A 26,440-nucleotide genomic window follows, 5' to 3' on the forward strand; every position below is an offset into this window, starting at 1 on the left:
CAGACAGGAGAATCCTTGATGGAGCGCCCACCGCTCTTACCGCGCACCGCCCTCACCCTCGCGGCCACCGCCGCGCTGATCGCTCCGGCCGCGGTCGCCTACGGCACCGAGCGCTCCCCGCAGGCGCCGGCCGCGTCCTGGAGCCTCAAGTGGAACCCCGCCTCGGGCGCGAGTGTCGCCAGCGCCTTCGAGGGCGCCGAGGACGACCGCGCCGACTCCCACCCCGGCACCACCCACATCTACCCCTCCCAGGGCGGTTTCCGGACCGACATGCACTACCCCAGGGACGTGGACACCAGCACCGACCGCCAGCGCAACGAGGTACGGGGCATGAAGCAGGACGGCTCCGCCGTCAAGATCCTCAAGAACGAGACCTGGCGGATCCAGTACCAGATGTACGTGCCGGACACGCTCGACGCGACCACGAGCTTCACCCACATCATGCAGATCAAGGTCGGGGACGTGGCCGCCCCGCTGTTCACCATGTCGCTGCACCAGCACGGCGACGGCCCGAAGGTCGAAATCCGGACCTCGGACGACGACGAGAACCTGACCGAGGCCGGGGCCGCGAACATGTCGCCGCTCCAGGGCGCCTGGAGCGATGTGTCGGTCGAGGTCAAGGCGGCCGACTCGGGCGCGTACGCCGACTGGTCGGTGACCACCGGCGGAAAGAAGGTCGCCGCGCACAAGCGCACCGGCCTGGACCTGTGGCGCGGCAAGAACTACCTGCGGCCCAAGTGGGGCATCTACCGGAGCCTGAACAGCGGCGGCCTCCAGACCACGTACCTGCTCACCCGGAACTTCAAGGCGTACAAGCTCCAGTAGGAGGACACGCGATGAAGAGCTGTCGGAACACCCTGGTGGCCGCGGCCGCCACCACCGCGCTCACTGCCGGGCTGCTGCTCACCCAGGCGGGCACCGGCAACGCCGCACCGGCCGCGGCCGATTCAGCCCGTTCGGCCCCTTCGGCCATCACGACCGTCTCGTCCGGCTGGTCGATCCCCTGGGGGCTGAGCTGGCTGCCGGACGGCTCGGCGCTGATCACCGAGCGGGACTCGTTCAAACTCTTCAAGCTCACCCAGTCGGGCACCAAGACCCAGGTGGGCACGGTGCCCAATGTGGTGACGACCAGCGGCGAGGGCGGGCTGATGGGCCTCGCGGTCTCCCCGAACTGGAACACCGATCACTACGTCTACCTCATGCACACGGCGTCGGACGGCAATCGGATCGCCCGCATGACCTACGACGGTTCCAACGTGAGCGGCTACAAGGCGATCGTCACCGGCATCAAGAAGAACAAGTACCACAACGGCGGGCGCCTCAAGTTCGGCCCGGACGGCTATCTGTACGCCACCACCGGGGACGCACAGACGACCAGCAACGCGCAGGACAAGAACTCGCTCAACGGCAAGATCCTGCGGATGACCACCGACGGCAAGGCCGCCCCCGGCAACCCGTTCGGCACCCTCGTCTACTCCCTCGGCCACCGCAACCCGCAGGGCCTCACCTGGGACGCGCAGGGCAGGCTGTGGGAGGCGGAGCTGGGCAACAGCACGTACGACGAACTCAACCTCATCGAGGCGGGCAAGAACTACGGCTGGCCCACCTGCGAAGGCAGCTGCTCCACCTCCGGGATGACCAACCCCAAGCGCCAGTGGTCCGTCGGCGAGGCATCGCCCAGCGGGGTCACCTACGCCGACGGCGCCCTCTACATGGCGGCGCTCCGGGGCGAGCGGCTGTGGCGGATCCCGGTCGACGGGACGAGCGCGGGCACCCCGAAGGCGTACTACACCAGCTCGTACGGGCGGCTGCGCACCGTCGAGACGGTGCCCGGCAAGAACACGCTGTGGCTGTCCACGACGAACGCCGACAACAACGGCGGGGAGCCGGACGGCGCGGACAAGGTGTTCCAGGTCGAGCTGAAGTAGCACGCGCCGCATGCGTACGGTCGCGCTCCCCGGGGAGCGCGACCGTACGCCCGTGTCAGTACGCCAGCCGCTCGTTCATCAGCAGGAAGGCGCCCAGGCCATGGAGGTCGTTGGTATTGCGCGGGCGGCCGAGGTAGTAGGCCAGATCACCGACGTTGGTGCCCTCGCTGATGTCGGCGATGTTGGTCAGCCCGTCCGCGCCCACCGTCACCTTGTCCAGGACGCCCCGGTAACCGCGGCGCGCCGCCGCCGCGTAGTCGCCACCGCGGATCCAGCCGTGCCCCAGGGCGGCGTGCAGCATCAGGGTGTACATGCTGGAGGCCGAGGTCTCGGTCCAGTTGCCCGGCTCGCCCGCCTTGTCGACGACCTGGAACCAGCGGCCGGTCGCCCGGTCCTGGTAGCGCAGGAACCCCCTGGCCAAGTGCCGTACGTTGGCGATGAGTTCGGCGCGGCGCGGATGGCGGGCGGGCAGCATCTCCAGCACCTCGATGTGCGTCATCGCGGTCCAGCCGATGGCGCGCGCCCAGAAGTGGGCGGAGGTGCCGGTGGTGGCGTCCGGGTTCCAGGGGGCGTCGCCGTCCGCGTCGTAGGCGTGGTAGATCAGCCCGTTCGACGCCTTGAGGTGGCGGAAGTACACCGAGAGGTTCCGGGTGACCTCGTCGTACGCGTAAGCCTTGTCCCCGTACGCGATGCCGTACCGCAGCAGGAACGGCTGGGCCATGAAGACGCCGTCGCCCCACAGTTCGTTGGTCTTGCCGGTGGCGTGCCACATGCCGCCGTCCGCGGTGCGGGGATAGTCGGCGAAGCGGGCGCGGATCTGGCCGGCGGCCGTCCGGTAGCGTGCGTCGCCGGTCTCCCGGTGGAGCATCAGCAGCAGGTTGCCGGACTGCATGGCGTCGAGGTTGTCGAAGGTGCGGCTCATATGGCCGTCGGCATCCACGAATTTGTCCACCCAGCGCTTGATGTACGCCAGGTACGAGGGCTCGCCCACCCGCTGGTAGACGCGGTACGCCCCCAGCAGGAACAGCCCCCGGGTGTAGCCCCAGCCGCCGAGCGAGGCCGGGTCAGGGTAGCGGGCGATGGTGGAGTCCACCACCGCCCGCGACCAGTCGGTCCGGGCTGCCGCGTGGGCCGTCCCGGTCCCCGGCAGCAGAAGGCCGCCGCCGATGCCGAGCGCGCTCGCGAGTACGGTCCTGCGTCTGATCATGGGGAGTTCCCTCTTTTCAGTTCAGGATGCCATGTACACGCCAAGGATAGCGTCGGGCGCACCGTACCGGGGCAAACGCGGAGGAAAGGGCCGGATCCGCATCCCCCGTCAGCAGCCCGGTCACCGGGCGCGCGGCCGCGATGAGGTCCACGCCGAGCCCGCGGACCAGCTCGCGGGACCAGATGCCCGCCGACGCCCCCCAGGCGAACACCGACCCGCGAGGGCACGCCGAACACCCACACAGGCTAAGGTAAGGCTCACCTAAGTCTCTGGAGTCGTCGTGCGCAACCCCCGTCTGTTCCCCCTGCTCACCACCGCCGCCCTGGCCGCGACCGTCCTCACCGGCTGCGGCCCGGCGGAGTCCGCGGACTCGTCGTCGGCGTCCGCACAGCGGCCGGGCGCCCGGCAGGCGGACGGCTCCTTCCCCCGCACCGTCGTCCACGAACTCGGCAGCACACCGGTCAAGGCGAAGCCGAGGCGCATCGCGGTCGTCAGCACCGGCCAGCTCGACGATCTGCTCACCCTCGGCCTCGTGCCCGCCGCCACCACCCGCGCCGACAACGCCGGGCTGGTACCGGACTATCTGCGCGACGCCTTCCCCGGCAAGGCGAAGGCGCTCGCGGCGATGACGGACATCGGCACCCGCTCCTCCCCCGCCCTGGAGAAGCTCGCGGCCGCGGGGCCCGATCTGATCCTGGTCAACAGCACCCAGGGCGACCTGTACCCCACCCTGTCGGCCATCGCCCCGACCGTCGTCACCAAGGGCCGCGGGGTCAACTGGAAGAAGGACCTGCTGACGGTCGCGGACGCGGTCGGCGAGCGCGACCGGGCGCGTACGGTCGTCAGCCGCTTCGAGAAGGACGCCGCGCGGCAGGGCAGGAAGCTGGGCGGGAAGGACACGGAGCTGTCCATGGTGCGGTTCAACCCGGACCGGGTCCGGATGTTCGGCGCGAAGTCCTTCACCGGCACCATCGCCGACGACATGGGGCTCGGCCGCCCGGCGTCGCAGAGGTTCGACGACATCTCCCAGGATCTGAGCGGTGAGCGGATCCCCGAGATGGACGGCGACTGGATCTTCTACTCCATCCAGGGCCGCCCCGGAAAGACGGACGCGGGCGCCTATCTCTCCAACCCGCTGTGGAAGAAGCTCGACGCGGTGCGCGCCGGACACACCGTCACGGTGGACGACGACCCCTGGTACCTCAACGCCGGGCCGACCGCCGCGCGTGTCGTCCTCGACGACATCACCGAGCACCTGGGCCGTTGACGCGGACCCAGCTCGACGAGCTGCGCGGGCCCGGGGACGTTCGCGACGGTTATGGGGAAGGCATATCCCACCGTCACACCCCGTATGCGATCGGGACAATCCGTCACCATAATGCCCCCCACAGGCAATAGTCTCGGCATACAGGCCGCGGCGGAGGAGGTAGCCCATGGGGACGGGCGATCGTGAACAGGCACAGGCACGAGCGCGGCAGGAAGCCGACCGGCTCACCGCGCAGGGCATCCATGGCATCGCCCTGACCTGGGTGGACAACGCGGGCCTCACCCGGGTCAAGTCCGTGCCCACCGGGCGGCTCGCCCACAGCGCACGGCGTGGCGTCGGCATGTCCCCCGTCTTCGACGTGTACCTCGTGGACGACTCCATGACGACGAGCCCTCATATCGGCGGGCCCGACGGCGATCTGCGGCTCTTCCCCGATCTCGACCGGCTCACCGTGCTGGCCGCCCAGCCCGGCTGGGCCTGGGCACCGGCCGACCGCTACGCCCAGTCCGGCCTGGAACACCCCACCTGCCAGCGGCTGTTCGCCCGCCGGATGGCCGAGCGGGCCCACGGGCGCGGCATCGCGCTGCGCATGGGGTTCGAGACGGAGTGGATCGTCACCACGGGCGGCACGGACGCCGCGGGCGGCACCGGCGCGCCGCGCTCCGCGCGCGACACGCCCGGCCCGGTCCCGTACGACGCCACCCCCGGCCCGCGCTACGCCGGTACGGGCCCGGCCTATGGCATGGCGCGCCTGGTCGACCTCTCCGGCTACCTCGCCGACGTGCTCGACACGCTGCACACCCAGGGCGTGGAGGTGCTGCAACTGCATCCGGAGTACGCGGCCGGGCAGTTCGAGGTGTCCGTGGCGCCCGCGGACCCGGTGGGCGCCGCCGATCTCGCCGTCCTCGTCCGCGAAACGATTCGCGGGGTGTCGGCACGGCACGGGCTGACCCCGCTGTTCGGCCCGGTCGCCGAGGCGGGCACGGTCGGCAACGGCGGCCATCTGCACCTGAGTCTGTGGCAGGGCGAGCGCAATCTGTGCCGGGACGGGGACGGACCGCACGGCATGACCGCGACCAGCGAGGCGTTCCTCGCCGGAGTGCTGCGCGCCCTGCCCGCCCTGCTCGCCATCGGCGCCCCCTCCCCGGCGAGCTATCTGCGGCTGGAACCCTCCCGCTGGGCCGGGGCGTACCAGTGCTGGGGGCTGGAGAACCGCGAGGCCGCGCTGCGCTTCATCACCGGCGCCCCGGACGACCCGGGCGGGGCCAACGCCGAGGTCAAGTGCTTCGACCCGGCCGCCAACCCCTATCTGGTGACGGGCGCGGTCATCGCCGCCGGGCTCGCCGGACTCGACGCCGGGCTCACCCTGCCGCCACCGGTCTCCGGCGACCCGGCACGAACGGACCGGGAGCGGCGGCTGCCCACCTCGCTGCCCGCCGCGCTGGAGCACTTCGAGGACTCGGCGGTGCTGCGCGAGGCGCTGGGCGATCCGCTCTTCGAGTCCATCGCCGCCGTACGCCGCGCCGAGGCGGCGCTGTTCGAGAAGGCCGCCCCGCAGGAGATCGCGGCCGCGACCCGGGGACGGTACTGAACGATGCGCACCGCCGAGGGGACGGCGCCGACCGGGCTGTCCCTGCCACCGCTGGTGGACCACCACTGTCATGGGGTGGCCCGCCACGAACTGGACCCCGCCGCTTTCGAGGCGTTCCTGACCGAGTCCGACGCGCCCGCCGCGCTCGGCACCACCTTCTTCGACAGCCAGCTGGGCTTCGCGCTGCGCCGCTGGTGCCCGCCGCTGCTCGACCTGGAACCGCACTGCCCGCCCGCCCGCTACCTCGCCCGGCGGCGGGAGCTGGGGGTACGGGAGGTCAACCGGCGGCTGCTGAGCGCCGCCGGGATCACCGATTTCCTCGTCGACACCGGCCTCCCCGGCGATCTCACCACCCCGGACGAGCTGGCCGCGGCGGCCGGTGGCACCGCGCACGAGATCGTCCGGCTGGAACACCTCGCGGAGCGGACCGCCGACACCTCGCGCAGCGCCGACGACTTCCTGACCGGGCTCGCCGACGGGATCCGGGAGGCCGCCCGTACCGCCGCGGGCTTCAAATCGGTGGCCGCGTACCGCTACGGCCTCCACTTCGAGCCCGATCCGCCCGCGCCCGCCGCCGTGCACACCGCGGCCGAGCGCTGGCTCGCCCACCGCGCCGAGGGCGGCCCGCCCGCCGCCCGGGTGACCGACCCCGTACTGCTGCGCCATCTGCTGTGGTCCGCGGCCCACACCGGGCTGCCGCTCCAACTGCACACCGGCTTCGGCGATCCGGACCTGCGGCTGGACCGCTGCGATCCGCTCGCACTCACCGACTTCATCCGCGCCGTGCGCCCCACCGGCTGCTCGCTGATCCTGCTGCACGGCTATCCGTACCACCGCGGCGCGGCCTACCTCGCCGCCGTCTTCCCGCATGTCTACGCCGACGTCGGCCTGTCCCTGACCCACACCGGGGCGCGGGCCGGGGCCGTGCTCGCAGAGATGCTGGAGCTGGGTCCCTTCGGCAAGGTGCTGTTCTCCACCGACGCCTACGGGCTGCCCGAGCTGTACGTGGTGGGGGCGCGGCTGTTCCGGGAGGCGCTGGCCGGGCTGCTGGACCAGTGGGTGCGCGAGGGCGCGTGGTCGAGCGGCGACGCCGGGCGGGTGGCGGCGCTCCTCGGCGCGGACAACGCGCGCCGAGTGTACGGGCTCGGCAGCACAATCACCCGTGATCATTAGCCTGGACCGCAGAATCCTCGGTTCGCGGGGCGCTCGGCGACGGTTTTCGCCACGATGGTGGGATGGACGAAGAGCAATTCCTGGAGCGCGCCAAGCAGTTCGCACTCCACCTGGCCGACCTTCAGTCGCGCCTCGACCCCGCGTCGTACGATCTGCTGCTGCGCATCCTGCACGGCATCAACGACGCCATCGTGGGCCGGTCCGCGGGCGGCTCCACCGGTATCGACGTACCGTTCACCGCGCTCGACCGGGATCTGTTCACCCCCGCTCTCGGGCGGGAGCTGGCCAAGCTGACCAGTCTGCTGGGACCGCACGGTCTCCAGTTGGTCGTCGAATTCGGCAACCAGCAGGAGAACGACCGGCGCGAGGTCGAGGCGATAGCCCGGGTCAGCGGCATGGATCCCGGAGGCGCGTGATGGTGTACCGGCGGGTGAGCCGAAGGGGCGCGCCGGTGTCGAAAGGGAGTCGCGCGCAGGGAGCGAGGAACGAGCGACCGAGCACGTCGACCGTCGACACCCGCTGAGGCGCCCCGGAGGCGAACCGAGCCTCAAAAAGACGGACGGGTACGGTTCGGCGTGGGGCGGCGGTGCGCATCACCGTCCCCCTCACACCACCGTCCCCGGAGGAGAACGCATGCGGATCAGCGGCACCACCGTCCTGCTCACCGGAGCGACCGGGGGCATCGGGCAGACCCTCGCCCGGGCTCTCGCCGCCAAGGGCGCCAAGCTGCTGCTCACCGGGCGCCGCGAGGAGGTGCTGCGGCCGCTGGCCGAGCGGCTCGGCGCCACTCCGATCGTGGCCGACCTGGCCGAACGGTCCGATGTGGAGCGGCTCGTCGAGGAGGCGGAGGCGGCGGACGCCCGCGTCCTCATCGCCAACGCCGCGCTGCCCTCCAGCGGTGACGTCCTCGGCTACGACACCGATCACCTCGACCGTGCCCTCGACGTCAATCTGCGCGCCCCGCTGCTGCTGTCCCGGCTGATGGCACCGCGGATGGTGGCCGCGGGGTCCGGGCAGCTGGTGATGATCGGCTCGCTGTCGGGCCGTACCGCCTCCCCCGGCGCCGCGCTCTACAACGCCGCCAAGTTCGGGCTGCGCGGCTTCGCGCTCGGGCTGCGGCAGGACCTGCACGGCACGGGCGTCGGGGTCACGCTGGTGCAGCCCGGGTTCGTCGGCGACGCCGGGATGTTCGCCGACTCCGGCGCCTCCACACCCCCTGGGGTGCGCACCATCACCACCCGCCGGGTGGCGGCCGCCACCGTCCGAGCGATCGAACGGAACCGGGCCGAGGTGAACGTGGCCCCGCTGGAGCTGCGCTTCGGCAGCGCCCTCGGCGGCCTCTTCCCCACCCTCGCCGAGCGCGCCCAGCGCCAGGCGGGCGCCGGGAAGACGTCCCGGCAACTCGCCGACGGACAGCGCGACAAGCGCTGAGAGCGGTGGTGTAGGTTCGGGCGACCCCACCGGGAGTGCGAGCGAGGGAGCGGGTTATGCGTGCTGTGGTGTTCGACGACTTCGGGCGCAGGCCCGAGGTACGGACCGTCGACGATCCCACCCCCTCCCCGCGCGGCGTGGTCATCCGCGTCGAGGCCACCGGGCTGTGCCGCAGCGACTGGCACGGCTGGATGGGCCACGACCCGGACATCCGGCTGCCGCACGTCCCCGGCCATGAACTCGCGGGCACGATCGAGGAGACCGGCCCCGACGTCCTGAACTGGCGCCCCGGCCGACGGGTCACGGTGCCCTTCGTCTGCGCCTGCGGGCGCTGCGCCGCGTGTGCGGACGGCGCCCAGCAGGTGTGCGAGCGGCAGACGCAGCCGGGCTTCACCCACTGGGGGTCGTTCGCCGAGTACGTCGCGGTCGAGAACGCCGACGTCAACCTCGTCGGCATCCGCAACGAGCTGCCGTTCACCACCGCCGCCTCGCTCGGCTGCCGCTTCGCGACCGCCTTCCGCGCGGTGGTGACGCAGGGCCGGGTCGCCCCGGGCGAATGGGTCGCGGTGCACGGATGCGGCGGGGTCGGGCTGTCCGCCGTCATGATCGCGGCGGCGTGCGGGGCGCGGGTCGTCGCGGTCGACGTCTCCGCCCGGGCGCTCGCCCTGGCCTCCCGCTTCGGCGCGGCGGTCTGCGTGGACGCGTCCTCCACCCTGGGCTCGGTGGCCGAGGCCGTCGCGGACGCGACGGGCGGCGGCGCCCATGTCTCCGTGGACGCGCTGGGCTCGCCCCGTACCTGCGCGGCCTCGGTGGGCAGCCTCCGCCGCCACGGTCGCCATGTCCAGATCGGCCTGCTGCCGCCCGCCGCCGGAAACCCGATGCTCCCGATGGACCGGGTCATCGCCCTCGAACTCCAGCTGCTGGGCAGCCATGGCATGGCCGCGCACGCGTACGGGCCGATGATGGAGATGGTCGACGCCGGGACGCTGCGGCCGGACCTGCTGGTCACCGACGTCATAGGTCTGGACGCCGTACCCGAGGCCCTGTCCGCGCTGCCGTCGGCGGCGAAGGGCGGGGTGACGGTGATAGAGCCCCACCGCGCCCCGACGGGGTCGGGATGGTGACGTCGCGCATCGCGAAGACCGCCGCGAGGGCGAGGACTCCCGCCGCGGCCCCGCCCCAGGCGACCGTGGAGCCGATCGCCGGGGCACTCGCCGCGACCGCGCCGTGACGACCCATCAGGGACTGCGCGCAGGCCAGCCCGAAGGTGCCGCCGATCTGCTTGGCGAGGGCCGAGCCCGCGGTCGCCGTGCCCATGTCGGCGGCGGGTACGGAGTTCTGGGTCGCGATGGTGATGCCGCCCATCGCGGGCCCCGTACCGAGCCCGGCGATCAGTAGCCATCCGCAGATCAGGGGCGTCGGTGTCGCCGCGTCCAGGGCGAAGAACGCGGCGGTCCCGGCGGTGAGCAGTCCGGCGCCGGTCAGGAGCACCGGTTTGGTGTGGCCGCTGCGCAGGATCGCGGCGGCGGTGAGCCGGTTGCTCAGCGCCATGCCGACCATCAGTGGCAGGAGCAGCAGCCCGGAGGTGGTCGCGGAGTGGCCCCGAACCTGCTGGAAGTAGAGCGGCAGCAGGATGCCGATCGGCATGGCGGCGGCCTGGAAGAAGAACCCGCCGGTCAGCAGGGCGCTGTAGGTGCGGTGCCGGAAGAGGCGGAGCGGCAGCACGGGGACGGACGCGCGGCGCTCGACGGGAACGAGCAGGGCGAGCAGCACCAGACCGCCGAGCAGACACCCCACCACGGTGGGGTCCGTCCAGGGCGGGGTGCGCCCGCCCGCCGGGGTGCCCTTCAGGCTGAGACCGGTCAGGGTCAGTGAGAGACCGGCCGTGAGGAGCAGGACCCCCGCCACGTCGAGCCGCCCGGACGGCGCCTCGGCGGGGCGGCGGTCCGGCAGGGCCAGGATGAGGACGGCCGCGGCGGCCAGGCCGATGGGGAGGTTGAGCCAGAACGCCCAGCGCCATCCGGCGTGGTCGGCCAGCAGACCGCCGACGATCGGGCCGCCGACCAGGCCGAGCACCAGCATCGTGCCCATCGCCGTCTGCATGCGGATCAACCCCTCCGTGCGGGAGGGCGGGTTGAGGTCGCGGATCAGGGCCATGCCGAGGGTGAGCAGGGCCCCGGCGCCCAGTCCCTGCCCGGCGCGGCAGATGATCAGCGCTTCCATGGAACCGGCGAGGCTACAGGCGAGGGAGCCCGCCAGGAACAGGGCGAGCCCGCTCAGCAGCAGTCGGCGGCGGCCGTACAGGTCGGAGAAGCGGCCGTAGACGGGCACACTGATCGAGGAGGTCAGCAGATAGGCGGTGACGAGCCAGACGTACCAGTTGCCACTGCCGTTGCCGTTGCCGCTGCTGCTGCCGCCGATCTGCTCCACGATGCGGGGCAGGGCGGTGCCGACCACGGTGCCGTCGAGCATGGCCAGGAAGGCGCACGCCAGCAGGGCCAGGGTGATCAGGGTCCGGCGGCGGGAGCTGAGCTGCGCATACCCCTCGGATGCGGTCACCGGCCCTCCCCCGGCCCGGTGAGCGCGCCGTGCAGGAAGAGGTCCACCAGTTCGTCGGTGGTCAGCGGGTCGTTCACGCCCGACCGCCCGGCGAACATGAGCAGCAACTGGAAGGAGTCCGCGAGTCGTTCGGGAGCGAGCCGCAGGCTCTCCCGGTCCGGCTCCAGCAGGGCGGCCAGCGCCGCGCGCGGTGCGGCGAGCCCCGCTTCACGGTCCGGCAGCCCACCGCCCTCGGCCGACTCACCGGGCGGCCTGCGCTCCAGTCGGCCGGTCGCGGCGAGGGCCCCGATACGGGTCATGTGCCCGCGCATCACCTCGGCCGCCTCGGTGAGCCGGGTCGTGAGCGGCTGGTCCAGGTCGATCGCCTCCAGGTGGGCGACGGCGTCGTCGGGGCGCGTGGCCTCGGCCACGCAGGCGGCGAGCAGGGTGTCCTTGTCGGGGAAGACACGGAAGATCGTGCCCTCCCCGATGCCCGCGGCCCGGGCGATTTTCGCGGTGGTCACGGCGGCGCCGTATTCGACGACCAGGGGAAGCGCCGCGGCGACGATCATCTTGCGGCGCTGATCGGGGTCCATGGCGGGCGCGCGGCGCCGGGGCGGGGTGGGAGACGTCTCGGTCATGCCTCGAAAGGGTACGGAGTGAGCACTCACTCCGTCAATGAGTGAGCACTCACTCCGCAGCACCACGCACCTCAGAACGCGTTCACGCCCGTGAGTTCGCTGGACAGCTCCCATAGGCGCGAGGCGGCGTGGGGGTCGGTGGCCCAGGGCTTCACCCCGCCGATGAGCATGTCGTCGGTGGTGGCCGCCTCGGCGATGTCGCAGTCCTGGCAGTACGCGCCGCCGTGGGCGTCGAGCAGCGGCGAGGTCGCGGCCCAGACGGCCGTCGCCGCACCCTGCCGCGGCGTCTTGAAGCCGGCGGCAGGCTCGCCGTCCGGCGTCACCCAGCCCAGCCCGGACCACTCCTCGCGCGGGATGTGGCGCTGGAGCGGGGTGAGGATGCTGCCGGGGTGCACGGCGAAGGCGTGCAGGCCGGTGTCGGCGCCGAGGCGGTCGAGGTGCAGGGCGAACAGGGCGTTGGCGGTCTTGGACTGGGCGTAGGCGAGCCAGCGGTCGTAGCCGGTGCGGAAGTGCGGGTCCTGCCAGCGGATGTCGCTCAGGAAGTGGCCGGACGACGCCACCGCCACCACGCGTGCGCCGGGGGCGAGAGCGGGGCGCAGGCGGCCCACGAGCGCGAAGTGCCCGAGGTGGTTGATGGCGAAGTGGGCTTCCCAACCGGGACCGACGCGGGTTTCCGGACACGCCATCACACCGGCGCCGTTGATGACGATGTCGAGCGTGCGGCCGGTGTCGAGGAAGCGGTCGGAGAACGCGCGCACGCTCTCCAGGTCGCCCAGATCGAGCGCTCCGACCTCCACCTCGGGTGTGCCCCGCAGGGCTTCCCCGGCGGTGTCGGGCCGCCGGGCCGGGACGATGACCCGCGCCCCGGCGCTGGCCAGGGCGCGGGTGGTCTCCAGACCGAGCCCGGAGTATCCGCCGGTGACCAGGGCGGTGGCGCCGGTCAGGTCGACCCCGGCGAGAACGTCGTCGGCGGTGCTGTGCGCGCCGAATCCGGAGGGGAGCTTCCGCTGATTCGTGATCATGCGGAGGACGCTAAAACCTAGAGCGCGCGCTAGGTCAAGGTACGGTTCCCCGATGAGCGGTTCTCCGATGAACGACGGCCTGAGCATCGGCATGGTCTCCAAGGCGACCGGAATGAGCGTGCACGCGCTGCGGTTCTTCGAGCGCGAGGGGCTGTTCCTGCGGGAGATCCCCCGTTCCGGCGGCGGGCAGCGGATCTACGCACAGGCCGATGTGGACTGGCTCGCGCTGTGCGACCGGCTGCGCGCCTCCGGTATGCCGATCGCGACGATCCGCACGTTCGCCGAGCTGGTCCGCCGCGGTCCGGGCAATGAGCCCGACCGGCTCGCACTGCTCCGTGAGCACGAGGAGAACGTACGGGCCAGGATCGACGAACTCGGTGCCTGCCTGGAGGTCATCCACACCAAGGTGGTCGTCTACGAACGCCACGTCCGCGACGGGACCGCCGCCGGGGTGTGGTCCCCGATGCCGTCCGACGACTGAGGCGGCGACTCGGGCTTGCCGTAGGCGGCCACCATGATGTTCATGGCCACCTCGTTCATGTCCTGCCCTTTGGCGTCCGTGGAGTTGACGCTGTAGACGAGGGTGCGGGAGCCGTCGCGGGTGGAGGCGATGGCCGTGTTGTAGCCCCAGCGGCCACCGGTCTTCCCCCACACTTCGCGGCCGCCCAGTTTCTGCATCGAGAGGCCGACGGAGTAGGCGGCCGGGGCGCCGCTCACGTCCGGCACCTTCGGCAGCGTGAACATCTCCCGCAGGAGCGGGCCGCGCACCACCCGGCCCCGGAACAGGGCCTTCGTGAACCGCTCCAGGTCCGCCGTGGTCGAGATGATGTCCCCGGCCGCCCAGCCGTCCGTCGCTCCCCACACCGAGACGTCGCGCAGGCCGGTCGTGCCGTCGTCCAGCCTCATCGTCTGGTAGCCGTGGTTATGCGGGCCGACGATGCGCGGATCGGCCCCCGGGGAGTAGGTGTCGCACAGCCCGAGCGGCTTCAGGATCCGGCGGGCCACCTGATGCTCGTAGGAGTCGCCCGTGACACGCTCGATCAGCAGACCGGCGATCGTGTAGCCGATGTTCAGGTAGTGCTGCTTGGTGCCCGGCGCGAACTCGCGCTTCTTCGCCGTCGCCGAGCGGACCATGTCCTCGGGGTCATGGATCCGGAAGCGGTCCGCGTACACCTCCTCGACCGTGTCCCCGGGGAAGTCGGGGGCCGGGATGCCATGCGTGTGGTTGAGCAGTTGCCGGACGGTGACCCTCTTGTACGACGCGGGGATCAGCTCCGGCAGGTAGGAGCGGGCGCTGCGGTTCAGGTCCAGTCTGCCCTCGGCGACCAGTTGCAGGGCGACGGCCGCCGTGAAGACCTTGGTCACGGAACCGGCGCGGAAGCGGGCGGCCGGATCGGCGGGCCGGTTGGTCCTCAGGTCGTGCACGCCCGAACTGCCCCGCCAGACGCCCTCTGTGCCACCGACCCTGACCAGCGCGGCCGTCGCGTCCGATGTCGGCAGGTGCGCGATGGCGGCCTCGAGGGCGGGAACCGTGGGGTCCGCAGGCCGCGCCGAGACCGCGAGCGGCGGGGCGGACGCGAGGGCCGGAAGGGCCCCCGGGCCCGCGGCGACGCCCACGACCAGCGCCGTGGCCAGCAGCGTGCGGGTGGTTCTCTTCATGGTCAACTCCATGGGTGTGAGCCGTTGTTCTCCCTGGCTCCATCCTGCTGACCAGCGGCCTTTCGCGGATCGCCCGCACAGGCGGGTTCCGCCGGGTCACTTCCTCGCCGACGCGGGGGAGGATCCGGTCCTGGACGCTCCCCCGGGCGGGGGATCTCCGGCCGTGACCAGGCCCGTTTCGTACGCGCAGATCACCGCCTGGATCCGGTCCCGCAGACCCAGCTTGGCGAGCACATGGCCGACATGCGTTTTGACCGTGTGCTCGCTGACGACCAGCTCCGCCGCGATCTCGGCGTTCGACAGGCCCCGCGCGAGCAGCAGCAGCGTCTCCCGCTCCCGCCCGGTCAACGCGTCCAGGCGGGAATCGGGCCGCCGTGACCGGGCGGCCGGGCGGGTGTACTGCTCCACCAGGCGCCGGGCCACGGACGGGGCGAGCAACGAGTCGCCCCGCGCCACCACCCGTACGGCGTGCACCAGATCGTCCCGGCGCACGTCCTTCAGCAGGAAGCCGCTCGCGCCCGCGTGCAGCGCGTCGTACACGTACTCGTCCGAGTCGAAGGTCGTCAGCATCACCGTCCGGCAGGTGCCGTCGGCGCTGATCTCGCGGCAGGCCGCGATGCCGTCCATGCCCGGCATCCGGATGTCGAGCAACGCCACATCGGGCGTGTGCCGCCGCACGGCCTCGACCGCCTCGGATCCGTCGCCCGCCTCCGCGACCACCTCGATGTCCGGCTGGGCGTCCAGGATCATCGAGAAGCCGCTGCGCACCAGCTCCTGGTCGTCGGCCACCACCACCCGGATGCTCAACGCGCCGCCTCCGCCGCCTCTGCCGCCTCCGCCGTGGACGGTACGGGGATGCGCACCCGCACCTCGAAGCCCCGGCCGTCCGGGCCCGCCCCGGTGACCGCCGTACCGCCGTGGGCCGCCGCCCGCTCGCGGACCCCGACGAGGCCGTGGCCGACTGCGGAACCGGGCCGGGGACCGCGCCCGTCGTCCGTCACCCGGATGTCCATCTCTCGCTCCGTGTAGGTGAGGTGGACCGAGACGGTGCGGGCGTCCGCGTGCTTGACCGTGTTCGTCAGTGCCTCCTGGACGATACGGAACACCGTCGCCCCGGTCGCGTCCGTCAGCGGCCGCACGGGCCCCGCCGTACCGTAGACGACATCGAGGCCGCTGGTCCGCACCCGGTCGAGGAGACCGGGCAGCCCGGCCAGGCCCGGTTGCGGTGCGCGCGGGGCGCCGCCCGGCTCGTCGCCCTCGCGCAGCACGCCCAGCATGCGGCGCAGCTGCGCCATGGCGTCCCGGCCCGTCTCGGAGATCGCGTCGAAGGCGGCCTCCGCCCGTTCCGGAGCCGTACGCACCGCCACCGGACCCGCCTCGGCCTGCACGATCATCAGGCTCACCGCATGGGAGAGGATGTCGTGCATCTCCCGTGCGATCCGGGCCCGTTCCCGCGCGGCGGCCTGTTCGGCCTCGACCCGGTGGGCCCGCTGGCGGGCGACGGTCAGCCGCCCGAAGACATAGGCCGCCGCGAACACGAAGAAGGAGAAGGTGAGTTCACGCGCCGTCCGGGTGTTGAGCCAGACCGACAACGGCACGGTGACCAGCGCCAGGATCCCGGTGACCAGCCGCTTCCACGGCGGTGAGAGAACGGCGATCGTGTAGACGATGACGAGCCCGGTGTACGGCAGCGGCTGCCCGGGCCCTTCGGGAAGTGCCAGCCCGTACAGCGCGCTGGTCGCCAGGATCGCGAACAGGACGGCGAGGGGAGCCCGCCGACGCCAGATCAGGGGGATCACGGTGAGCGTGGTCAGCCCGTAGGCGGGCCAGGTCGCCGGGGCGACCCCGTCCGGGCGCGGCACCACGAAGGGCATCGTCATCGCCGCCTGGACCAGGAGCGCGACCCCGATGTCGACGGCCGGCGGATTGGCCGCCGCCAACGCCCGGCCCCGCGCCCACCACCCCCGTAAGTGCTCCCGTATGTCGATCACCTCGGAGTGCCTTTCGCGGGTTCGGCGGCGAGGAATGCTGACGCTTCAGATTACCCGCGGGAGGTTGCCCGGCGCTGAGTACTCAGCGTGTTGCAGACCCTGTGGATCTACGCTTCGGTGGACACCGCCCGCGCCCTCCCTCAAGACCAGGAGCCACCACCGTGATCACCGAAATCGCCCAGATCGAGATCCTCCCCGGCAAGGAGGAGGAGTTCGAGCAGGCCGTGGCCGAGGCACGGCCCCTCTTCCTCGCGGCAGACGGCTGCCACGGAATCGACCTGCACCGCAGCGTCGAGCACCCCACGCGCTACCGGCTCATCGTCCAGTGGGAAACGCTCGAGCACCACACCGTCACCTTCCGCGGCTCCGAGGACTTCACCCGGTGGCGTGCCCTCGCCGGGCCCCACTTCGCCGCTCCGTCGCAGGTCGAACACGTATATTCCGTCCTCGCCCCTTGACGCCGACGGCCGGGATCGCCCAGGGCGGCCCTACGGCACGCGCACGCTCCCCCGGGCCACCCGCACCCGGTCCCCCGCCGCCGGATCGGCCGCGATCGGGGGCACGTTGGCCCGCGTCAGCTCGGGGGCGTGCCCCGGCTCGCCGCCCCGTGGCACCGTCCGCACCACCTGGCTGGGCGGCAGCTCGCCGCCCCGCCCCCGCAAGCGCTGCCACATCACGTCCAGCGCCTGCTGGTAGTAGTACCCGAGCGGGACGTACCGGTTGTCCAGGCCCGGCGTCTGCGCGTCGCTGTGGTGGGCGTGGGTGACCTCGACGTAGCTGACCGTGGAATTCCCGTGCTGGGCCCGCGCGTTGAGGCCCAGATACGGCCGCGAACTGTGGTTCACGGGCACCCTCGTGTCGTCCCGGCCGTGCACGATGAGCGCCGGTTTGCCGTGCAGGTCGCCGCTGCGGCGCGTGGCGTCCAGCCCGGCGGCCAGCCGCGCCGCCCAGGTCCGTTCGGCACCCGCCGGGCCGCGGCTCGGATAGGCGAGCCGGTACACACAGCGCTCGCCGCGCAGGTTGTAGTCGTGACGGCCGTCCGCGCCGCGGGACTTGCTGTCGGCGACGGGCCCGCCGGGCGCGTTCTCGTCGATCAGCACCCCCGGGGCGGGCGCCCGTCCGGGGCTGGTGCCGAAGGCGGCGGCCAGCTCGGAGCGGCGGTAGGGCACGGGGGTGCCGGAGTCGTCGGTCCGCGCCCATCCGTAGCCGCACAGCGCGTCGTCCACCGAGGCCCGGGCGTAGCTCATCGCGTACGAGGCGGGGGTCTGCGGATCGTAGTGCGAGAGCTGCAAGTACCCGGACTGCGGCTGGAATCCGGCGCGTACGAGGGCCCGCGCGGCAAGCCGCGGCAGACCGCCCTCCCCCGCGCGCTCCGCGGCGCGGCGCGTGATGAGCCGGGGGTCGTTGCCGACCAGCGCCGCGCACCGGCGGCGCGCGGCGGGGACGTCCAGGGTGGCGTAGCCCGGTGCGGAGGGCTCGGTGAGCGCGGCGCACGGCTGGAGCAGCGAGGCCAGGGAGTTGTACCGGATCAGCGGCAGCCCCGCGACGGGGACGGCGCGCCCGCCCTGGCGCACCCGGATGCCGTTCAGCGGGGCGAGGTTCATCTGCGGTTCGGAGGCGACGACGGCGTCGACGAGGCCCGTACGGTCGTCCTCGCCCGCGGCGACGGCCGCGCCGCCGCCGTTGGAGACGCCGGTGGCCAGGACCGTGGTGGTGGCGGCGGTGTAGCCGCCGTGGGGCGCGCCGCTTCGCCGGTCGCGGTTCAGGACGGCGAGCGCGAGCCGCACCGAGCGCAGCACGTCGCGCCCCCAGGTGGCCTGCGGATCGGTGCGGGAGTGCGCCATCTTGTACGCCACGCGATACGGGCGGGCGGCGTCGAAGCGGGCCCGCTCGGCGTCGGTCAGCCCGGCGTCGAAGGCGCTGCGGTCGCCAAGCGCCGTGCGCGGTCCGGTCGTACCGTCGTAGGCCATGACCGTGCCGGAGTGCAGATCGTCGAAGGCCGGGCCCATGCCCTTGTCGGTGTAGGCGACGGCGCACCGGCGGTGCAGCCCCCAGGCCCCGGCCGTGCCGACCATGCTGTAGACGCCGCCGAGTCCGGTCGCGGGCGCGGCCACCACGCAGGGCCGGGCGCGGTCGAAGGTGTCCGGGACCTGGACGACGAAGCTCACGCTGTCCGCGCCGCGCCCCGCCACCGCCCGGTACTCGGTGCCCGCGATCCGGCCGTCGCCCGGCAGCGGGCGGCCCCGGTCGACGTTGGCGCCGTACAGCCGCCCGAGTCCGCCGCCGGACCCGGCCGCCATTCCGGCGGACGCCCAGATGGCCTGGCGGCGCAGCTCGGCGGCGGTGGGCCGGTCGGGGTCGGCGGGGGTGGGCAGTGGGCCGCGCAGCCCGTCGAAGCCGAGTCCGGCGGTGAGCAGATCGTCGCCCTTGCCATCGTAGTGGACGGAGGTGAGGTGGTGGAACCCGGGAGGCGGCAGGGCCTCCGCCGCCGCGGCGGCCGGGGTGAGGGACGCCGCGGTCAGCGCAACGGTCAGCAGACTCGCGGACGTACGGCGTACGGATGGCATCGCGGGGCTCCTCCTCGGGGCGGCACGGCGTTACGGACGGCGCGTCGGCACGGCGTTACGGACGGCGCGCGGGGTCACAGCGGCACGGCGCGCCGGGTCACAGCGGCACGGCGCCCGTCGCCATGGCGGCCGCGGTCATCACCAGCGTCGTGCCGAACGCCCAGCCGAAGATGAACCGCTGGTGCTCGCCGAGCTGCACACCGCTCATGCCGAGCAGGATGAAGGTCGCGGCCGTGAGCGGGGAGAGCGGGAATCCGGTGGTCATCTGGCCGAGGACGGCGGCGCGGGCGACCTCGGCGGGGTCGGTGCCGAAGGAGTCGGCGGTTCCGGCGAGCACGGGCAGGATGCCGAAGTAGTAGGCGTCGGGAGTGAAGACGAGGCTGAGCGGCATGCTGGTGACGGCGACCAGCGCGGGCAGATGCCCGCCGAGGCTCTCGGGGATGACCTCGACGATCGCGTGCGCCATCTTCCCGATCATGCCGGTGCCGGTGAGGATGCCGGTGAACACACCGGCGGCGAAGATCATGGTGGTGACGAGGACGACGCTGTTGCCGTGCTTCTCCAGCAGGGCCTGCTGGTCCTCCCAGCGCGGGTAGTTGACCAGCAGCGCGATGGCGAACGCCAGCACGAACAGCACCGGCAGCGGCATGACCTCCAACACCAGACCGGTCAGCAGGGCCAGGGTGAGCACCACGTTGAAGACGGTGAGCGCGGTGCCCGCCCGCCGGGCCACGCGCGGCGTACCGGGGCCGTCGCCGACGGCCGCCGCCGGGGCCGGTTCCGGCTCGGCCGTGACCGCACCGCCCAGGCGGGTGCGCTCGCGGCGGCCGATGGCGTACGAGGCGAACAGCACCCAGGCGATGCCCGCGGCGAAGGCGGGCAGCAGCGGGGTGATGATGTCGGAGGTCTCGAGCTTGAGGGTGGCGGCGGCCCGCGCGGTCGGGCCGCCCCACGGGATCATGTTCATCACGCCCGCGCCGAGGGCGACGACCCCGGCGAGCACGAGCCGGCTCATGCCGAGCCGCCGGTAGACGGGCAGCAGCGCGGAGATGGAGATGAGGAAGGTCGAGGCGCCGTCGCCGTCGAGCCCGACGCACATGGTGAGGACGGCGGTGCCGACCGTGACGCGCAGCGGGTCGTTCTTCGCGATGCGCAGGATGGCGCGGATCAGCGGCTCGAAGAGCCCCGCGTCGATCATCAGGCTGAAGTAGAGCACCGCGAAGGCGATCATGATGCCGGTGGGGGCGACCTGGGACAGCCCGTCGAGCGCCATCGGGCCGAGGTCGTCCCCGTAGCCGCCGATGACCGCGGTGACCACCGGCGTCAGCACGAGGGCGACGAGCACCGAGACCCGTTTGAACATGGTGAGCAGCAGGAAGCCGCCGATCGTGCAGAATCCCAGGGCTGCCAGCATGGGCCGCTCGCTTCCTCGTCCGGTCAGGTGTTGCCGAAGAGTGTCGGAGCGGCGAAAGATCCGCGTCCAGCATCGAACACAGATCTATCCATGCGTTCTGCGCAACAGTTCCCCCGGGCGGCGGTCGCGCATACGCTCGCCGACCATGGACGTCACCCTGCGCCAGCTCACGGCGTACACCGCGGTCGCCCGCGCGGTCAGCTTCACCGCGGCGGCCGCCGAACTGCATGTGTCCCAGTCCTCCTTGAGCCGTGCGGTCGCCGATCTGGAACGCACGCTCGGCATGCGGCTGCTGGAGCGCGACACCCGCAACGTCGAACTCACCCCGGCCGGGGCGGAGGCGCTGCGCATCGCCGACCAGATCCTCGCCGCGCACCGGGCGGGCCTCGCCCAGCTGGGCCGCTACGTGGCGGGCGAGCGCGGCGCCGTGTCGCTGGCCACCCTCCCCTCGGTGGCGGCCGTCCTCCTGCCCCCGGTCATCTCCGCCTTCCGCGCCCGGCGCCCCGAGATGACCGTACGGCTCCTGGACGGCCTGGAACGCTCGGTGCTCCAGCGGGTCGTGGACGGCGACGCCGACTTCGCCGTGAGCACGGTCCCCCGCCACCAGGCGACCGGCGGCATACGGCTGCGGCCCCTGGTGCGCGACCGCTTCCACGCGGTCCTCCCCGAACACCATCCGCTCGCCGAGCGGGACGAGGTCACCTGGGAGCAGCTCGGCCGCGAACCGTTCCTCGCGGTCGGTACGGACTCCAGCGTGCGCCGCATGACGGACGCCGCCTTCGCCCGGGCGGGCAGGGACGCCGCCCCGGCGGCCGAGGCGTCGAGCGTGGCCACGGTGGGCGGCCTGGTGGCGGCGGGACTCGGCGTCTCCGCCCTCCCCGCCCTGGTCCACCCCCTGATCCCGCCGGGCCCCCTGGTCCGCCGCCCGCTGGTCGCGCCGGTGCTGGAACGCCGCCTGTACGTGGTCCTCCCGGCACACCGGGCGCTCCCGCCGGGCGCGGGGCGCTTCCTGGAGGAGCTGGAGGCGTTCCGGACGGCGGGCCACCGGCTCCCGGAGGGCGTGGCGTGGGAGGAGACGGACGCGGGCTGACCGGGGCGTGGGGTTTTCGCCTTGGCTTTCCTTTGCGATATCCGCATGAATTGATGTTCGTTCAATGCTGGACCCGCATATCCCCCACCCCGCAGCCTGAACCGCATGGAGGACCACACCAGCACACGGCAGGGACAGCTCGCGGGGCTCAAGGTGGTGGAGTTCGCCCACGTCGTGGCGGGCCCGCTCGCCGGGGGCATGCTCGCCGACCAGGGCGCCGACGTCGTACACGTCGAGCCGCCCGGTGACGGGGACGCCGCCCGGGCCATGGGGCCCCGCCGGGACGGGGTCCCGCTCTGGTTCAAGGTCGCGGGCCGCAACAAGCGCTCCGTGACGCTCGATCTGCACCACGAGACGGGCCGGGAAGTCGCCCGCGAACTGGTCGCCTGGGCCGATGTGGTGATCGTGACGCTGCGCGCCGGACGGCTGCGCGCCTGGGGGCTGGACTGGGAGGCCGTCCACGCGCTCAACCCCCGGGCCATCCTGCTCCAGATCTCCGGCTTCGGCGCCACCTCCTCCCGCGCGGACGCCCCCGGCTTCGGCAAGATGGGCGAGGCCCGCAGCGGGGTCGTCCACCTCACCGGCTTCCCCGAAGGCCCGCCCGTGCACACCGGCTTCTCGCACGGTGACGCCGTCACGGGCCTGATGGGCGCGTTCGCGGTGCTCGCCGCGCTGCACCGCCGCAACACCGACCCGGACTTCGACGGCGAGTGGATCGACCTGGCCCTCTTCGAACCCCTCTACCGCCTCGTGGAGTGGCAGATCATCGCCTACGACCAGCTCGGTACGGCCCCCGAACGGGCGGGCAACCAGCTCGCGGTCGCGCCCGCCGCCGTCATCAACACCTACCGCAGCGGCGACGGCGACTGGCTCACCGTCACCTCCGCCACCACCCGCTCGGTGCGCAACGTGGTACGTCTCCTCGGCCTGCCCGACGCCGAATTCGCCACCGTCGAGCAGCAGCACGCGGGCCGCGACCGGCTCGACGCGGCGCTGCGCGAGTGGGTCGCCGGGCGCCCCTCGGCCGTCTGCCTGGAGGAGTTCGAGCGCGCCGAGGTGGTGGCCTCCCGCGTCTTCACCGCCGCCGACATCGCGGCCGACCCCGTCTACGCCGAGCGTGAGGACATCATCACCGTCGACGACCCCGACCTGGGCCCGGTCCGGATGCAGGCGGTCATCCCGCACTTCCGCCGGGCTCCCGGCGCGGTGTGGCGCACCGGCCCGGCGCTCGGCGAGGACAACGCCCTGGTCTACGGGGAGTGGCTCGGCATCGACGACAAGCGGCTGGCGCGGCTGGAGGACGACGATGTCATCTGAGGCCCGTCCACCATCCGCAGCGGCCCGGGTCCCCCTGCGCTCCCTGCTCTTCGTCCCGGGCAGCAGAACCGACTGGCTGCCCAAGGCCGAGGCGGCGGGCGCCGACGCCGCGATCCTCGACCTGGAGGACGCGGTCCCCGACGACGGCAAAGCGGCGGCGCTCGACGCCGTGACCCGCGCCATCGACCGGGCAACATCGCGCATGCGGCTGTTCGTACGCGTCAACGCGCTCGACCGCGCCGCGGGCTGGCAAGCCGCCGACGAACTGCGCGCCGTGGCCCGCCCCGGCCTCTACGGCATCGTGCTGCCCAAGGTCGCCCACGCCGACGACGTACGCGCCGCCGACCGGATGCTCGCGTGGTGCGAGCGCCACCACGGGCTGCCCGACGGCCACTTCGCGCTCGTCCCCCTTCTGGAGACGGCGCGCGGGCTGCGCGAGGCGTACGCCATCGGCCGCGCCGCCGACCGCGTCGCCCACCTGGGCGCGCTCACCGGCCCCGGCGGCGACGTGGAACGGGCCGTGGGCTACCGCTGGAGCCCGGACGGCGACGAGACGCGCGACCTGCGCGCCCGGGTCCTGCTCGACGCCCGCGCCGCGGACTGCCCCCACCCGGTGGCCGGGCTCTGGACCGACATCGCGGACCTCGACGGACTGCGCCGCTTCGCCGGGCAGAACCGCGCCCTGGGGTACGAGGGGATGGCGGTGATCCACCCGTCCCATGTGCCGGTCGTCAACGAGGCGTTCTCCCCCGGCCCCGACGAACTGGCCCGCTGCGCACGGCTGATCGCGGCGGTGGAGGAGGCCCAGGCGCGGGGCGCCGGGGCCGTGCGGTTCGAGGGGCGGATGGTGGACGAGGCGATGGCGGCCACGGCCCGCCACACGCTCGCCCAGCGGGCCGATATATGAGCCCCGGTTCGCCGCCGGGAGGTCCCCCCGTCGACGGTCGGCCGCGCCCAGGGGGCACCAGCGCGGCATGCTCGGCCGGTCGGCCGGTCGGCCGGGAGCGCCCCGGCGCCGCCGGACACCCCGGCGCCGGAGGGCTTTCCCGGCGCACCGACCCCGGCGTCGGCGGCCGTCGCCACACCACCGTGACCGCCGGGACGACCGCGATCGCCATGCCCGAGGCGGCGCCACGCCCAGCACAGGCTCGCCGGCGGGCCGACCAGTGAGGCGCCTCAGCCCTCTCCCGGCCACCACCGGGAGGTGCCCCGCCCGGTAGGGCGGTTTCCCGCGCCCAAGGCCCTTCCCGCGCGTCGGCCGTCCTCGCCCCACCCACCACGCCCGTCACCGCCGCCCACCTGGGAGCGGAACCGCCGCAACGGGCACCGGCGTGGCGCGCACCCGGCCGGTCGCACGGGGGCGGGGCACCCCGGCCCCCTCAATCCAGCACCGTCAGGTCGAGCCCGGCCAGCCGGTCCGGGTCGGCGAGGATGTCGATCGCGGCGATCTTCCCGTCCGTGACCGTGAAGCCCAGCACCGAGAACGGCCTGCCCGCCCGGGTCCCGACCACCCCGACGGCCCCGTTGACCAGCGCGGGCCGGGGGACGCTGCCCTCGCCCCCGGCGCGGGCGAAGGTGAGCGCCTGGTTGGCCACGCCCTCCGCGCCGCGCACCTCGCGGAACGCGAGCGGGGCGGCGGCGCCGAAGTCGGCACGCAGTACGACGTCCGGGTCGAGCAGGGCGACGAGCCCGTCGAAGTCGCCGTCGCGCGCGGCGGCGAGGAAGGCGTCGACCACCGCGCGCTGCCGGGCCAGGTCCGGGTCGGGGACGGGCGCCGCGCCCCGCACCCGGCGGCGGGCGCGGCTGGCGAGCTGACGGGCCGCGGCCGGGGTGCGGCCGACGATGGGCGCGATCTCGTCGAACGGCACGCCGAACAGATCGTGCAGGACGAACGCCAGCCGCTCGGCGGGAGCCAGCGCTTCGAGGACGACCAGCAGGGCGAGGCCGACCGAGTCGGCGAGCAGCGCCTGGTCTTCCGGGTCGACCCCGCCCGTACCGCTGAGGACCGGGTCCGGCACATGCGCCCCGAGGGGTTCCTCCCGCCGGGCGGTGCGCGAGCGCAGCATGTCCAGGCACACGCGGCCGACGACCGTCGTCAGCCATCCGCCCAGGTTCGTCACCTCGCTGGTGTCGGAGCGGCTGAGCCGCAGCCACGCCTCCTGGACGGCGTCGTCGGCCTCGCTGAGCGAGCCGAGCATGCGGTAGGCCACCGCCCGCAGATGGCCGCGGTGTGCCTCGAAGGTCTCCGCCAGGAACGCGTTTCCGGCCATCGGCCCTCGCCCTCTCTCCTCGTCATGTGTCATCAGAACACTGACGTACGGGCCGCGGCCGATGTGACAGCGCGGGCGGACACCGGCACCGGCCTGTCCGCCCGTTCGGCCCCTCAGCCCTTGACGCACCGCGGCCCCCTCACTACATAACTTGGGAGCGCTCCCAAGACGTTAGCAGTCCAGACTTCATTGTCATGACCCGAGCAAACCACCCGGACCGACCGCTCCCCCACAGGAGTCGCCCATGCGTACGACCGCCCCCACCGGCGCCACTCCCCGCGTCGTGGCCGTCGTGTTCGCGGCCATCGCCGCCCTGCTGCTGTCCCTGCCCTCCCTCGCGCCACCCGCCCGCGCCACCACGGCGGGGTCACACGCCACGGCGGGATTACACGCCGCGGGCGGACTACACGCCGCGGGCGGATTACACGTCGCGGGCGGCAAGCTGGTCGAAGGCAACGGCAGCACCTTCGTGATGCGCGGCGTCAACCACGCCCACACCTGGTACGCCACCCGGACCACCCAGACGCTCTCCGACATCAAGGCGCTGGGCGCCAACACCGTGCGGGTGGTGCTGTCCACCGGAGACCGCTGGACCAAGAACGACACCGCCGATGTGGCGAACGTCGTCGCGCAGTGCAAGCGCAACCGGCTCATCTGCGTCCTCGAAGCCCATGACACCACCGGCTACGGCGAGCAGGGCGGCGCCGTCACCCTCTCCCGCGCCACCGACTACTGGATCAGCGTGCGCACCGCCCTCGCGGGCCAGGAGAGCTACGTCGTCGTCAACCTCGGCAACGAGCCGTACGGAAACACCAACGCCACCGCGTGGACCGCCGACACCAAGGCCGCCATCCAGAAGCTGCGCACCGCCGGAATCCATCACGCCCTGATGGCCGACGCCCCCAACTGGGGCCAGGACTGGAGCTTCACCATGCGCGACAACGCGGCCTCCGTCCTGGCCGCCGACCCGGACCGCAACACCGTGTTCTCCGTCCACATGTACGGAGTCTTCGACACCGCCACCGAGGTCAAGGACTACCTCACCCGCTTCGTCAACGCCAAACTCCCGCTCGTAGTGGGCGAGTTCGGCCACAACCACTCCGACGGCAACCCCGATGAGACCGCCATCATGGCGAACGCCCAGACACTCGGCGTCGGCTATCTGGGCTGGTCCTGGAGCGGCAACAGCGGCGGTGTCGAATACCTCGACATGGCCACCGGGTTCAACGCCGCCTCGCTCACCAGCTGGGGACAGCGGATCTTCAAGGGTGCGAACGGCATCGGGTCGACGTCCAGAGAAGCCACGGTCTACCGCTCCTAGCCCCCCCGACAGG

24 protein-coding genes are annotated in these 26,440 nt (G+C 72.8%); 14 read left to right on the top strand and 10 right to left on the bottom strand.

The window, feature by feature from the left end; genetic code table 11:
- The first annotated feature begins 18 nt into the window (after positions 1-18).
- A complete protein-coding gene (locus tag HYQ63_RS03605; protein ID WP_179932475.1) occupies positions 19-825 on the top strand; it encodes a hypothetical protein in 807 nt (268 codons plus the stop codon).
- Positions 826-836: 11 nt separating this feature from the next.
- A complete protein-coding gene (locus HYQ63_RS03610) occupies positions 837-1,928 on the top strand; it encodes a sorbosone dehydrogenase family protein (RefSeq protein WP_179932476.1) in 1,092 nt (363 codons plus the stop codon).
- A gap of 55 nt (positions 1,929-1,983) precedes the next feature.
- Here the strand turns inward: HYQ63_RS03610 and HYQ63_RS03615 are convergent, their stop codons facing one another.
- Complete coding sequence (locus HYQ63_RS03615; RefSeq protein ID WP_179932477.1) at positions 1,984-3,135, bottom strand: glycoside hydrolase family 105 protein; 1,152 nt, start codon at positions 3,133-3,135, stop codon at positions 1,984-1,986.
- Between the two features lie 280 nt (positions 3,136-3,415).
- Here HYQ63_RS03615 and HYQ63_RS03620 point away from each other — a divergent pair, with 280 nt between their 5' ends.
- The 6 genes from HYQ63_RS03620 to HYQ63_RS03645 all read left to right on the top strand — a co-directional run bounded on the left by HYQ63_RS03620 (position 3,416) and on the right by HYQ63_RS03645 (position 9,721).
- A complete protein-coding gene (locus tag HYQ63_RS03620; RefSeq protein WP_179932478.1) occupies positions 3,416-4,402 on the top strand; it encodes an ABC transporter substrate-binding protein in 987 nt (328 codons plus the stop codon).
- Between the two features lie 166 nt (positions 4,403-4,568).
- A complete protein-coding gene (locus HYQ63_RS03625; protein ID WP_179932479.1) occupies positions 4,569-5,993 on the top strand; it encodes a glutamine synthetase family protein in 1,425 nt (474 codons plus the stop codon).
- Between the two features lie 3 nt (positions 5,994-5,996).
- A complete protein-coding gene (locus HYQ63_RS03630; RefSeq protein ID WP_179932480.1) occupies positions 5,997-7,166 on the top strand; it encodes an amidohydrolase family protein in 1,170 nt (389 codons plus the stop codon).
- A 62-nt stretch (positions 7,167-7,228) separates the two neighbouring features.
- Positions 7,229-7,582: a hypothetical protein gene (locus tag HYQ63_RS03635; protein WP_179932481.1), complete on the top strand. Its 354-nt coding sequence runs from the start codon at positions 7,229-7,231 to the stop codon at positions 7,580-7,582.
- Between the two features lie 217 nt (positions 7,583-7,799).
- Positions 7,800-8,597 carry an SDR family oxidoreductase gene (locus HYQ63_RS03640; RefSeq protein WP_179932482.1) on the top strand — a complete coding sequence of 266 codons (798 nt, stop codon included), beginning with the start codon at positions 7,800-7,802 and terminating at the stop codon, positions 8,595-8,597.
- A 56-nt stretch (positions 8,598-8,653) separates the two neighbouring features.
- Complete coding sequence (locus HYQ63_RS03645) at positions 8,654-9,721, top strand: zinc-dependent alcohol dehydrogenase family protein (RefSeq protein WP_179932483.1); 1,068 nt, start codon at positions 8,654-8,656, stop codon at positions 9,719-9,721.
- On the opposite strand, the gene HYQ63_RS03650 is transcribed toward HYQ63_RS03645, so the two are convergent.
- The 3 genes from HYQ63_RS03650 to HYQ63_RS03660 all read right to left on the bottom strand — a co-directional run bounded on the left by HYQ63_RS03650 (position 9,612) and on the right by HYQ63_RS03660 (position 12,798).
- Positions 9,612-11,156, bottom strand: a complete 1,545-nt coding sequence (locus HYQ63_RS03650) for an MFS transporter (protein WP_179932484.1) — start codon at positions 11,154-11,156, stop codon at positions 9,612-9,614. The genes HYQ63_RS03645 and HYQ63_RS03650 overlap by 110 nt on opposite strands.
- Complete coding sequence (locus tag HYQ63_RS03655) at positions 11,153-11,776, bottom strand: TetR/AcrR family transcriptional regulator (RefSeq protein WP_179932485.1); 624 nt, start codon at positions 11,774-11,776, stop codon at positions 11,153-11,155. Before HYQ63_RS03655 ends, HYQ63_RS03650 begins: the two co-directional genes overlap by 4 nt.
- Positions 11,777-11,847: 71 nt before the next feature.
- On the bottom strand, positions 11,848-12,798 hold the full coding sequence (locus HYQ63_RS03660) for an SDR family NAD(P)-dependent oxidoreductase (RefSeq protein ID WP_179932486.1): 951 nt from the start codon (positions 12,796-12,798) through the stop codon (positions 11,848-11,850).
- 52 nt (positions 12,799-12,850) lie between these two features.
- On the opposite strand from HYQ63_RS03660, the gene HYQ63_RS03665 reads away from it, so the two are divergent.
- Entirely contained in the window at positions 12,851-13,279 is a 429-nt protein-coding gene (locus HYQ63_RS03665) for a MerR family transcriptional regulator (protein ID WP_218929542.1), read from the top strand.
- On the opposite strand, the gene HYQ63_RS03670 is transcribed toward HYQ63_RS03665, so the two are convergent.
- From HYQ63_RS03670 to HYQ63_RS03680, 3 genes are all read right to left on the bottom strand, one after another.
- On the bottom strand, positions 13,213-14,457 hold the full coding sequence (locus tag HYQ63_RS03670; protein ID WP_179932487.1) for a serine hydrolase: 1,245 nt from the start codon (positions 14,455-14,457) through the stop codon (positions 13,213-13,215). The two genes, HYQ63_RS03665 and HYQ63_RS03670, sit on opposite strands and share 67 nt — an antisense overlap.
- A 96-nt stretch (positions 14,458-14,553) precedes the next feature.
- A complete protein-coding gene (locus HYQ63_RS03675) occupies positions 14,554-15,264 on the bottom strand; it encodes a response regulator transcription factor (protein ID WP_179932488.1) in 711 nt (236 codons plus the stop codon).
- Positions 15,261-16,445, bottom strand: coding sequence for a sensor histidine kinase (locus tag HYQ63_RS03680; RefSeq protein ID WP_373689198.1), 1,185 nt, complete (start codon positions 16,443-16,445; stop codon positions 15,261-15,263). Before HYQ63_RS03680 ends, HYQ63_RS03675 begins: the two co-directional genes overlap by 4 nt.
- A gap of 164 nt (positions 16,446-16,609) precedes the next feature.
- Here HYQ63_RS03680 and HYQ63_RS03685 point away from each other — a divergent pair, with 164 nt between their 5' ends.
- Positions 16,610-16,906 carry an antibiotic biosynthesis monooxygenase gene (locus tag HYQ63_RS03685; RefSeq protein WP_179932490.1) on the top strand — a complete coding sequence of 99 codons (297 nt, stop codon included), beginning with the start codon at positions 16,610-16,612 and terminating at the stop codon, positions 16,904-16,906.
- A gap of 30 nt (positions 16,907-16,936) precedes the next feature.
- Here the strand turns inward: HYQ63_RS03685 and HYQ63_RS03690 are convergent, their stop codons facing one another.
- Together HYQ63_RS03690 and HYQ63_RS03695 are read right to left on the bottom strand one after the other, a co-directional pair.
- Positions 16,937-19,015, bottom strand: a complete 2,079-nt coding sequence (locus HYQ63_RS03690; protein ID WP_179932491.1) for a 3-hydroxybutyrate oligomer hydrolase family protein — start codon at positions 19,013-19,015, stop codon at positions 16,937-16,939.
- Between the two features lie 97 nt (positions 19,016-19,112).
- Positions 19,113-20,429, bottom strand: coding sequence for a CitMHS family transporter (locus tag HYQ63_RS03695; RefSeq protein ID WP_179932492.1), 1,317 nt, complete (start codon positions 20,427-20,429; stop codon positions 19,113-19,115).
- A gap of 145 nt (positions 20,430-20,574) precedes the next feature.
- Between HYQ63_RS03695 and HYQ63_RS03700 the strand changes: the two genes are divergently transcribed.
- The 3 genes from HYQ63_RS03700 to HYQ63_RS03710 all read left to right on the top strand — a co-directional run bounded on the left by HYQ63_RS03700 (position 20,575) and on the right by HYQ63_RS03710 (position 23,743).
- Complete coding sequence (locus HYQ63_RS03700) at positions 20,575-21,519, top strand: LysR family transcriptional regulator (RefSeq protein WP_179932493.1); 945 nt, start codon at positions 20,575-20,577, stop codon at positions 21,517-21,519.
- 105 nt (positions 21,520-21,624) lie between these two features.
- Positions 21,625-22,836, top strand: coding sequence for a CaiB/BaiF CoA-transferase family protein (locus HYQ63_RS03705; RefSeq protein WP_179932494.1), 1,212 nt, complete (start codon positions 21,625-21,627; stop codon positions 22,834-22,836).
- Positions 22,826-23,743, top strand: a complete 918-nt coding sequence (locus tag HYQ63_RS03710) for a CoA ester lyase (protein ID WP_179932495.1) — start codon at positions 22,826-22,828, stop codon at positions 23,741-23,743. The genes HYQ63_RS03705 and HYQ63_RS03710 overlap by 11 nt, the downstream gene beginning before the upstream one ends.
- Before the next feature lie 472 nt (positions 23,744-24,215).
- On the opposite strand, the gene sigJ is transcribed toward HYQ63_RS03710, so the two are convergent.
- Positions 24,216-25,106: an RNA polymerase sigma factor SigJ gene (gene sigJ, locus HYQ63_RS03715; RefSeq protein ID WP_179932496.1), complete on the bottom strand. Its 891-nt coding sequence runs from the start codon at positions 25,104-25,106 to the stop codon at positions 24,216-24,218.
- Positions 25,107-25,350: 244 nt separating this feature from the next.
- Between sigJ and HYQ63_RS03720 the strand changes: the two genes are divergently transcribed.
- Positions 25,351-26,427: a glycoside hydrolase family 5 protein gene (locus tag HYQ63_RS03720; protein WP_179932497.1), complete on the top strand. Its 1,077-nt coding sequence runs from the start codon at positions 25,351-25,353 to the stop codon at positions 26,425-26,427.
- The last annotated feature ends 13 nt before the right edge of the window (positions 26,428-26,440 follow it).

The organism is Streptomyces sp. Rer75 (assembly GCF_013414305.1).
Taxonomy (GTDB): domain Bacteria; phylum Actinomycetota; class Actinomycetes; order Streptomycetales; family Streptomycetaceae; genus Streptomyces; species Streptomyces himastatinicus.

What these genes read in the sequence shown, in the direction of transcription:
- HYQ63_RS03695 (WP_179932492.1), bottom strand. Translation starts at nt 20,429, where the DNA reads ATGCTGGCAGCCCTGGGATTCTGCACGATCGGCGGCTTCCTGCTGCTC.
- HYQ63_RS03605 (WP_179932475.1), top strand. Translation starts at nt 19, where the DNA reads ATGGAGCGCCCACCGCTCTTACCGCGCACCGCCCTCACCCTCGCGGCC.
- HYQ63_RS03655 (WP_179932485.1), bottom strand. Translation starts at nt 11,776, where the DNA reads ATGACCGAGACGTCTCCCACCCCGCCCCGGCGCCGCGCGCCCGCCATG.
- HYQ63_RS03660 (WP_179932486.1), bottom strand. Translation starts at nt 12,798, where the DNA reads ATGATCACGAATCAGCGGAAGCTCCCCTCCGGATTCGGCGCGCACAGC.
- HYQ63_RS03640 (WP_179932482.1), top strand. Translation starts at nt 7,800, where the DNA reads ATGCGGATCAGCGGCACCACCGTCCTGCTCACCGGAGCGACCGGGGGC.
- HYQ63_RS03700 (WP_179932493.1), top strand. Translation starts at nt 20,575, where the DNA reads ATGGACGTCACCCTGCGCCAGCTCACGGCGTACACCGCGGTCGCCCGC.
- HYQ63_RS03690 (WP_179932491.1), bottom strand. Translation starts at nt 19,015, where the DNA reads ATGCCATCCGTACGCCGTACGTCCGCGAGTCTGCTGACCGTTGCGCTG.
- HYQ63_RS03720 (WP_179932497.1), top strand. Translation starts at nt 25,351, where the DNA reads ATGCGTACGACCGCCCCCACCGGCGCCACTCCCCGCGTCGTGGCCGTC.
- HYQ63_RS03645 (WP_179932483.1), top strand. Translation starts at nt 8,654, where the DNA reads ATGCGTGCTGTGGTGTTCGACGACTTCGGGCGCAGGCCCGAGGTACGG.
- HYQ63_RS03615 (WP_179932477.1), bottom strand. Translation starts at nt 3,135, where the DNA reads ATGATCAGACGCAGGACCGTACTCGCGAGCGCGCTCGGCATCGGCGGC.
- HYQ63_RS03635 (WP_179932481.1), top strand. Translation starts at nt 7,229, where the DNA reads ATGGACGAAGAGCAATTCCTGGAGCGCGCCAAGCAGTTCGCACTCCAC.
- HYQ63_RS03625 (WP_179932479.1), top strand. Translation starts at nt 4,569, where the DNA reads ATGGGGACGGGCGATCGTGAACAGGCACAGGCACGAGCGCGGCAGGAA.
- HYQ63_RS03670 (WP_179932487.1), bottom strand. Translation starts at nt 14,457, where the DNA reads ATGAAGAGAACCACCCGCACGCTGCTGGCCACGGCGCTGGTCGTGGGC.
- HYQ63_RS03630 (WP_179932480.1), top strand. Translation starts at nt 5,997, where the DNA reads ATGCGCACCGCCGAGGGGACGGCGCCGACCGGGCTGTCCCTGCCACCG.
- sigJ (WP_179932496.1), bottom strand. Translation starts at nt 25,106, where the DNA reads ATGGCCGGAAACGCGTTCCTGGCGGAGACCTTCGAGGCACACCGCGGC.
- HYQ63_RS03610 (WP_179932476.1), top strand. Translation starts at nt 837, where the DNA reads ATGAAGAGCTGTCGGAACACCCTGGTGGCCGCGGCCGCCACCACCGCG.
- HYQ63_RS03705 (WP_179932494.1), top strand. Translation starts at nt 21,625, where the DNA reads ATGGAGGACCACACCAGCACACGGCAGGGACAGCTCGCGGGGCTCAAG.
- HYQ63_RS03665 (WP_218929542.1), top strand. Translation starts at nt 12,851, where the DNA reads ATGAGCGGTTCTCCGATGAACGACGGCCTGAGCATCGGCATGGTCTCC.
- HYQ63_RS03710 (WP_179932495.1), top strand. Translation starts at nt 22,826, where the DNA reads ATGTCATCTGAGGCCCGTCCACCATCCGCAGCGGCCCGGGTCCCCCTG.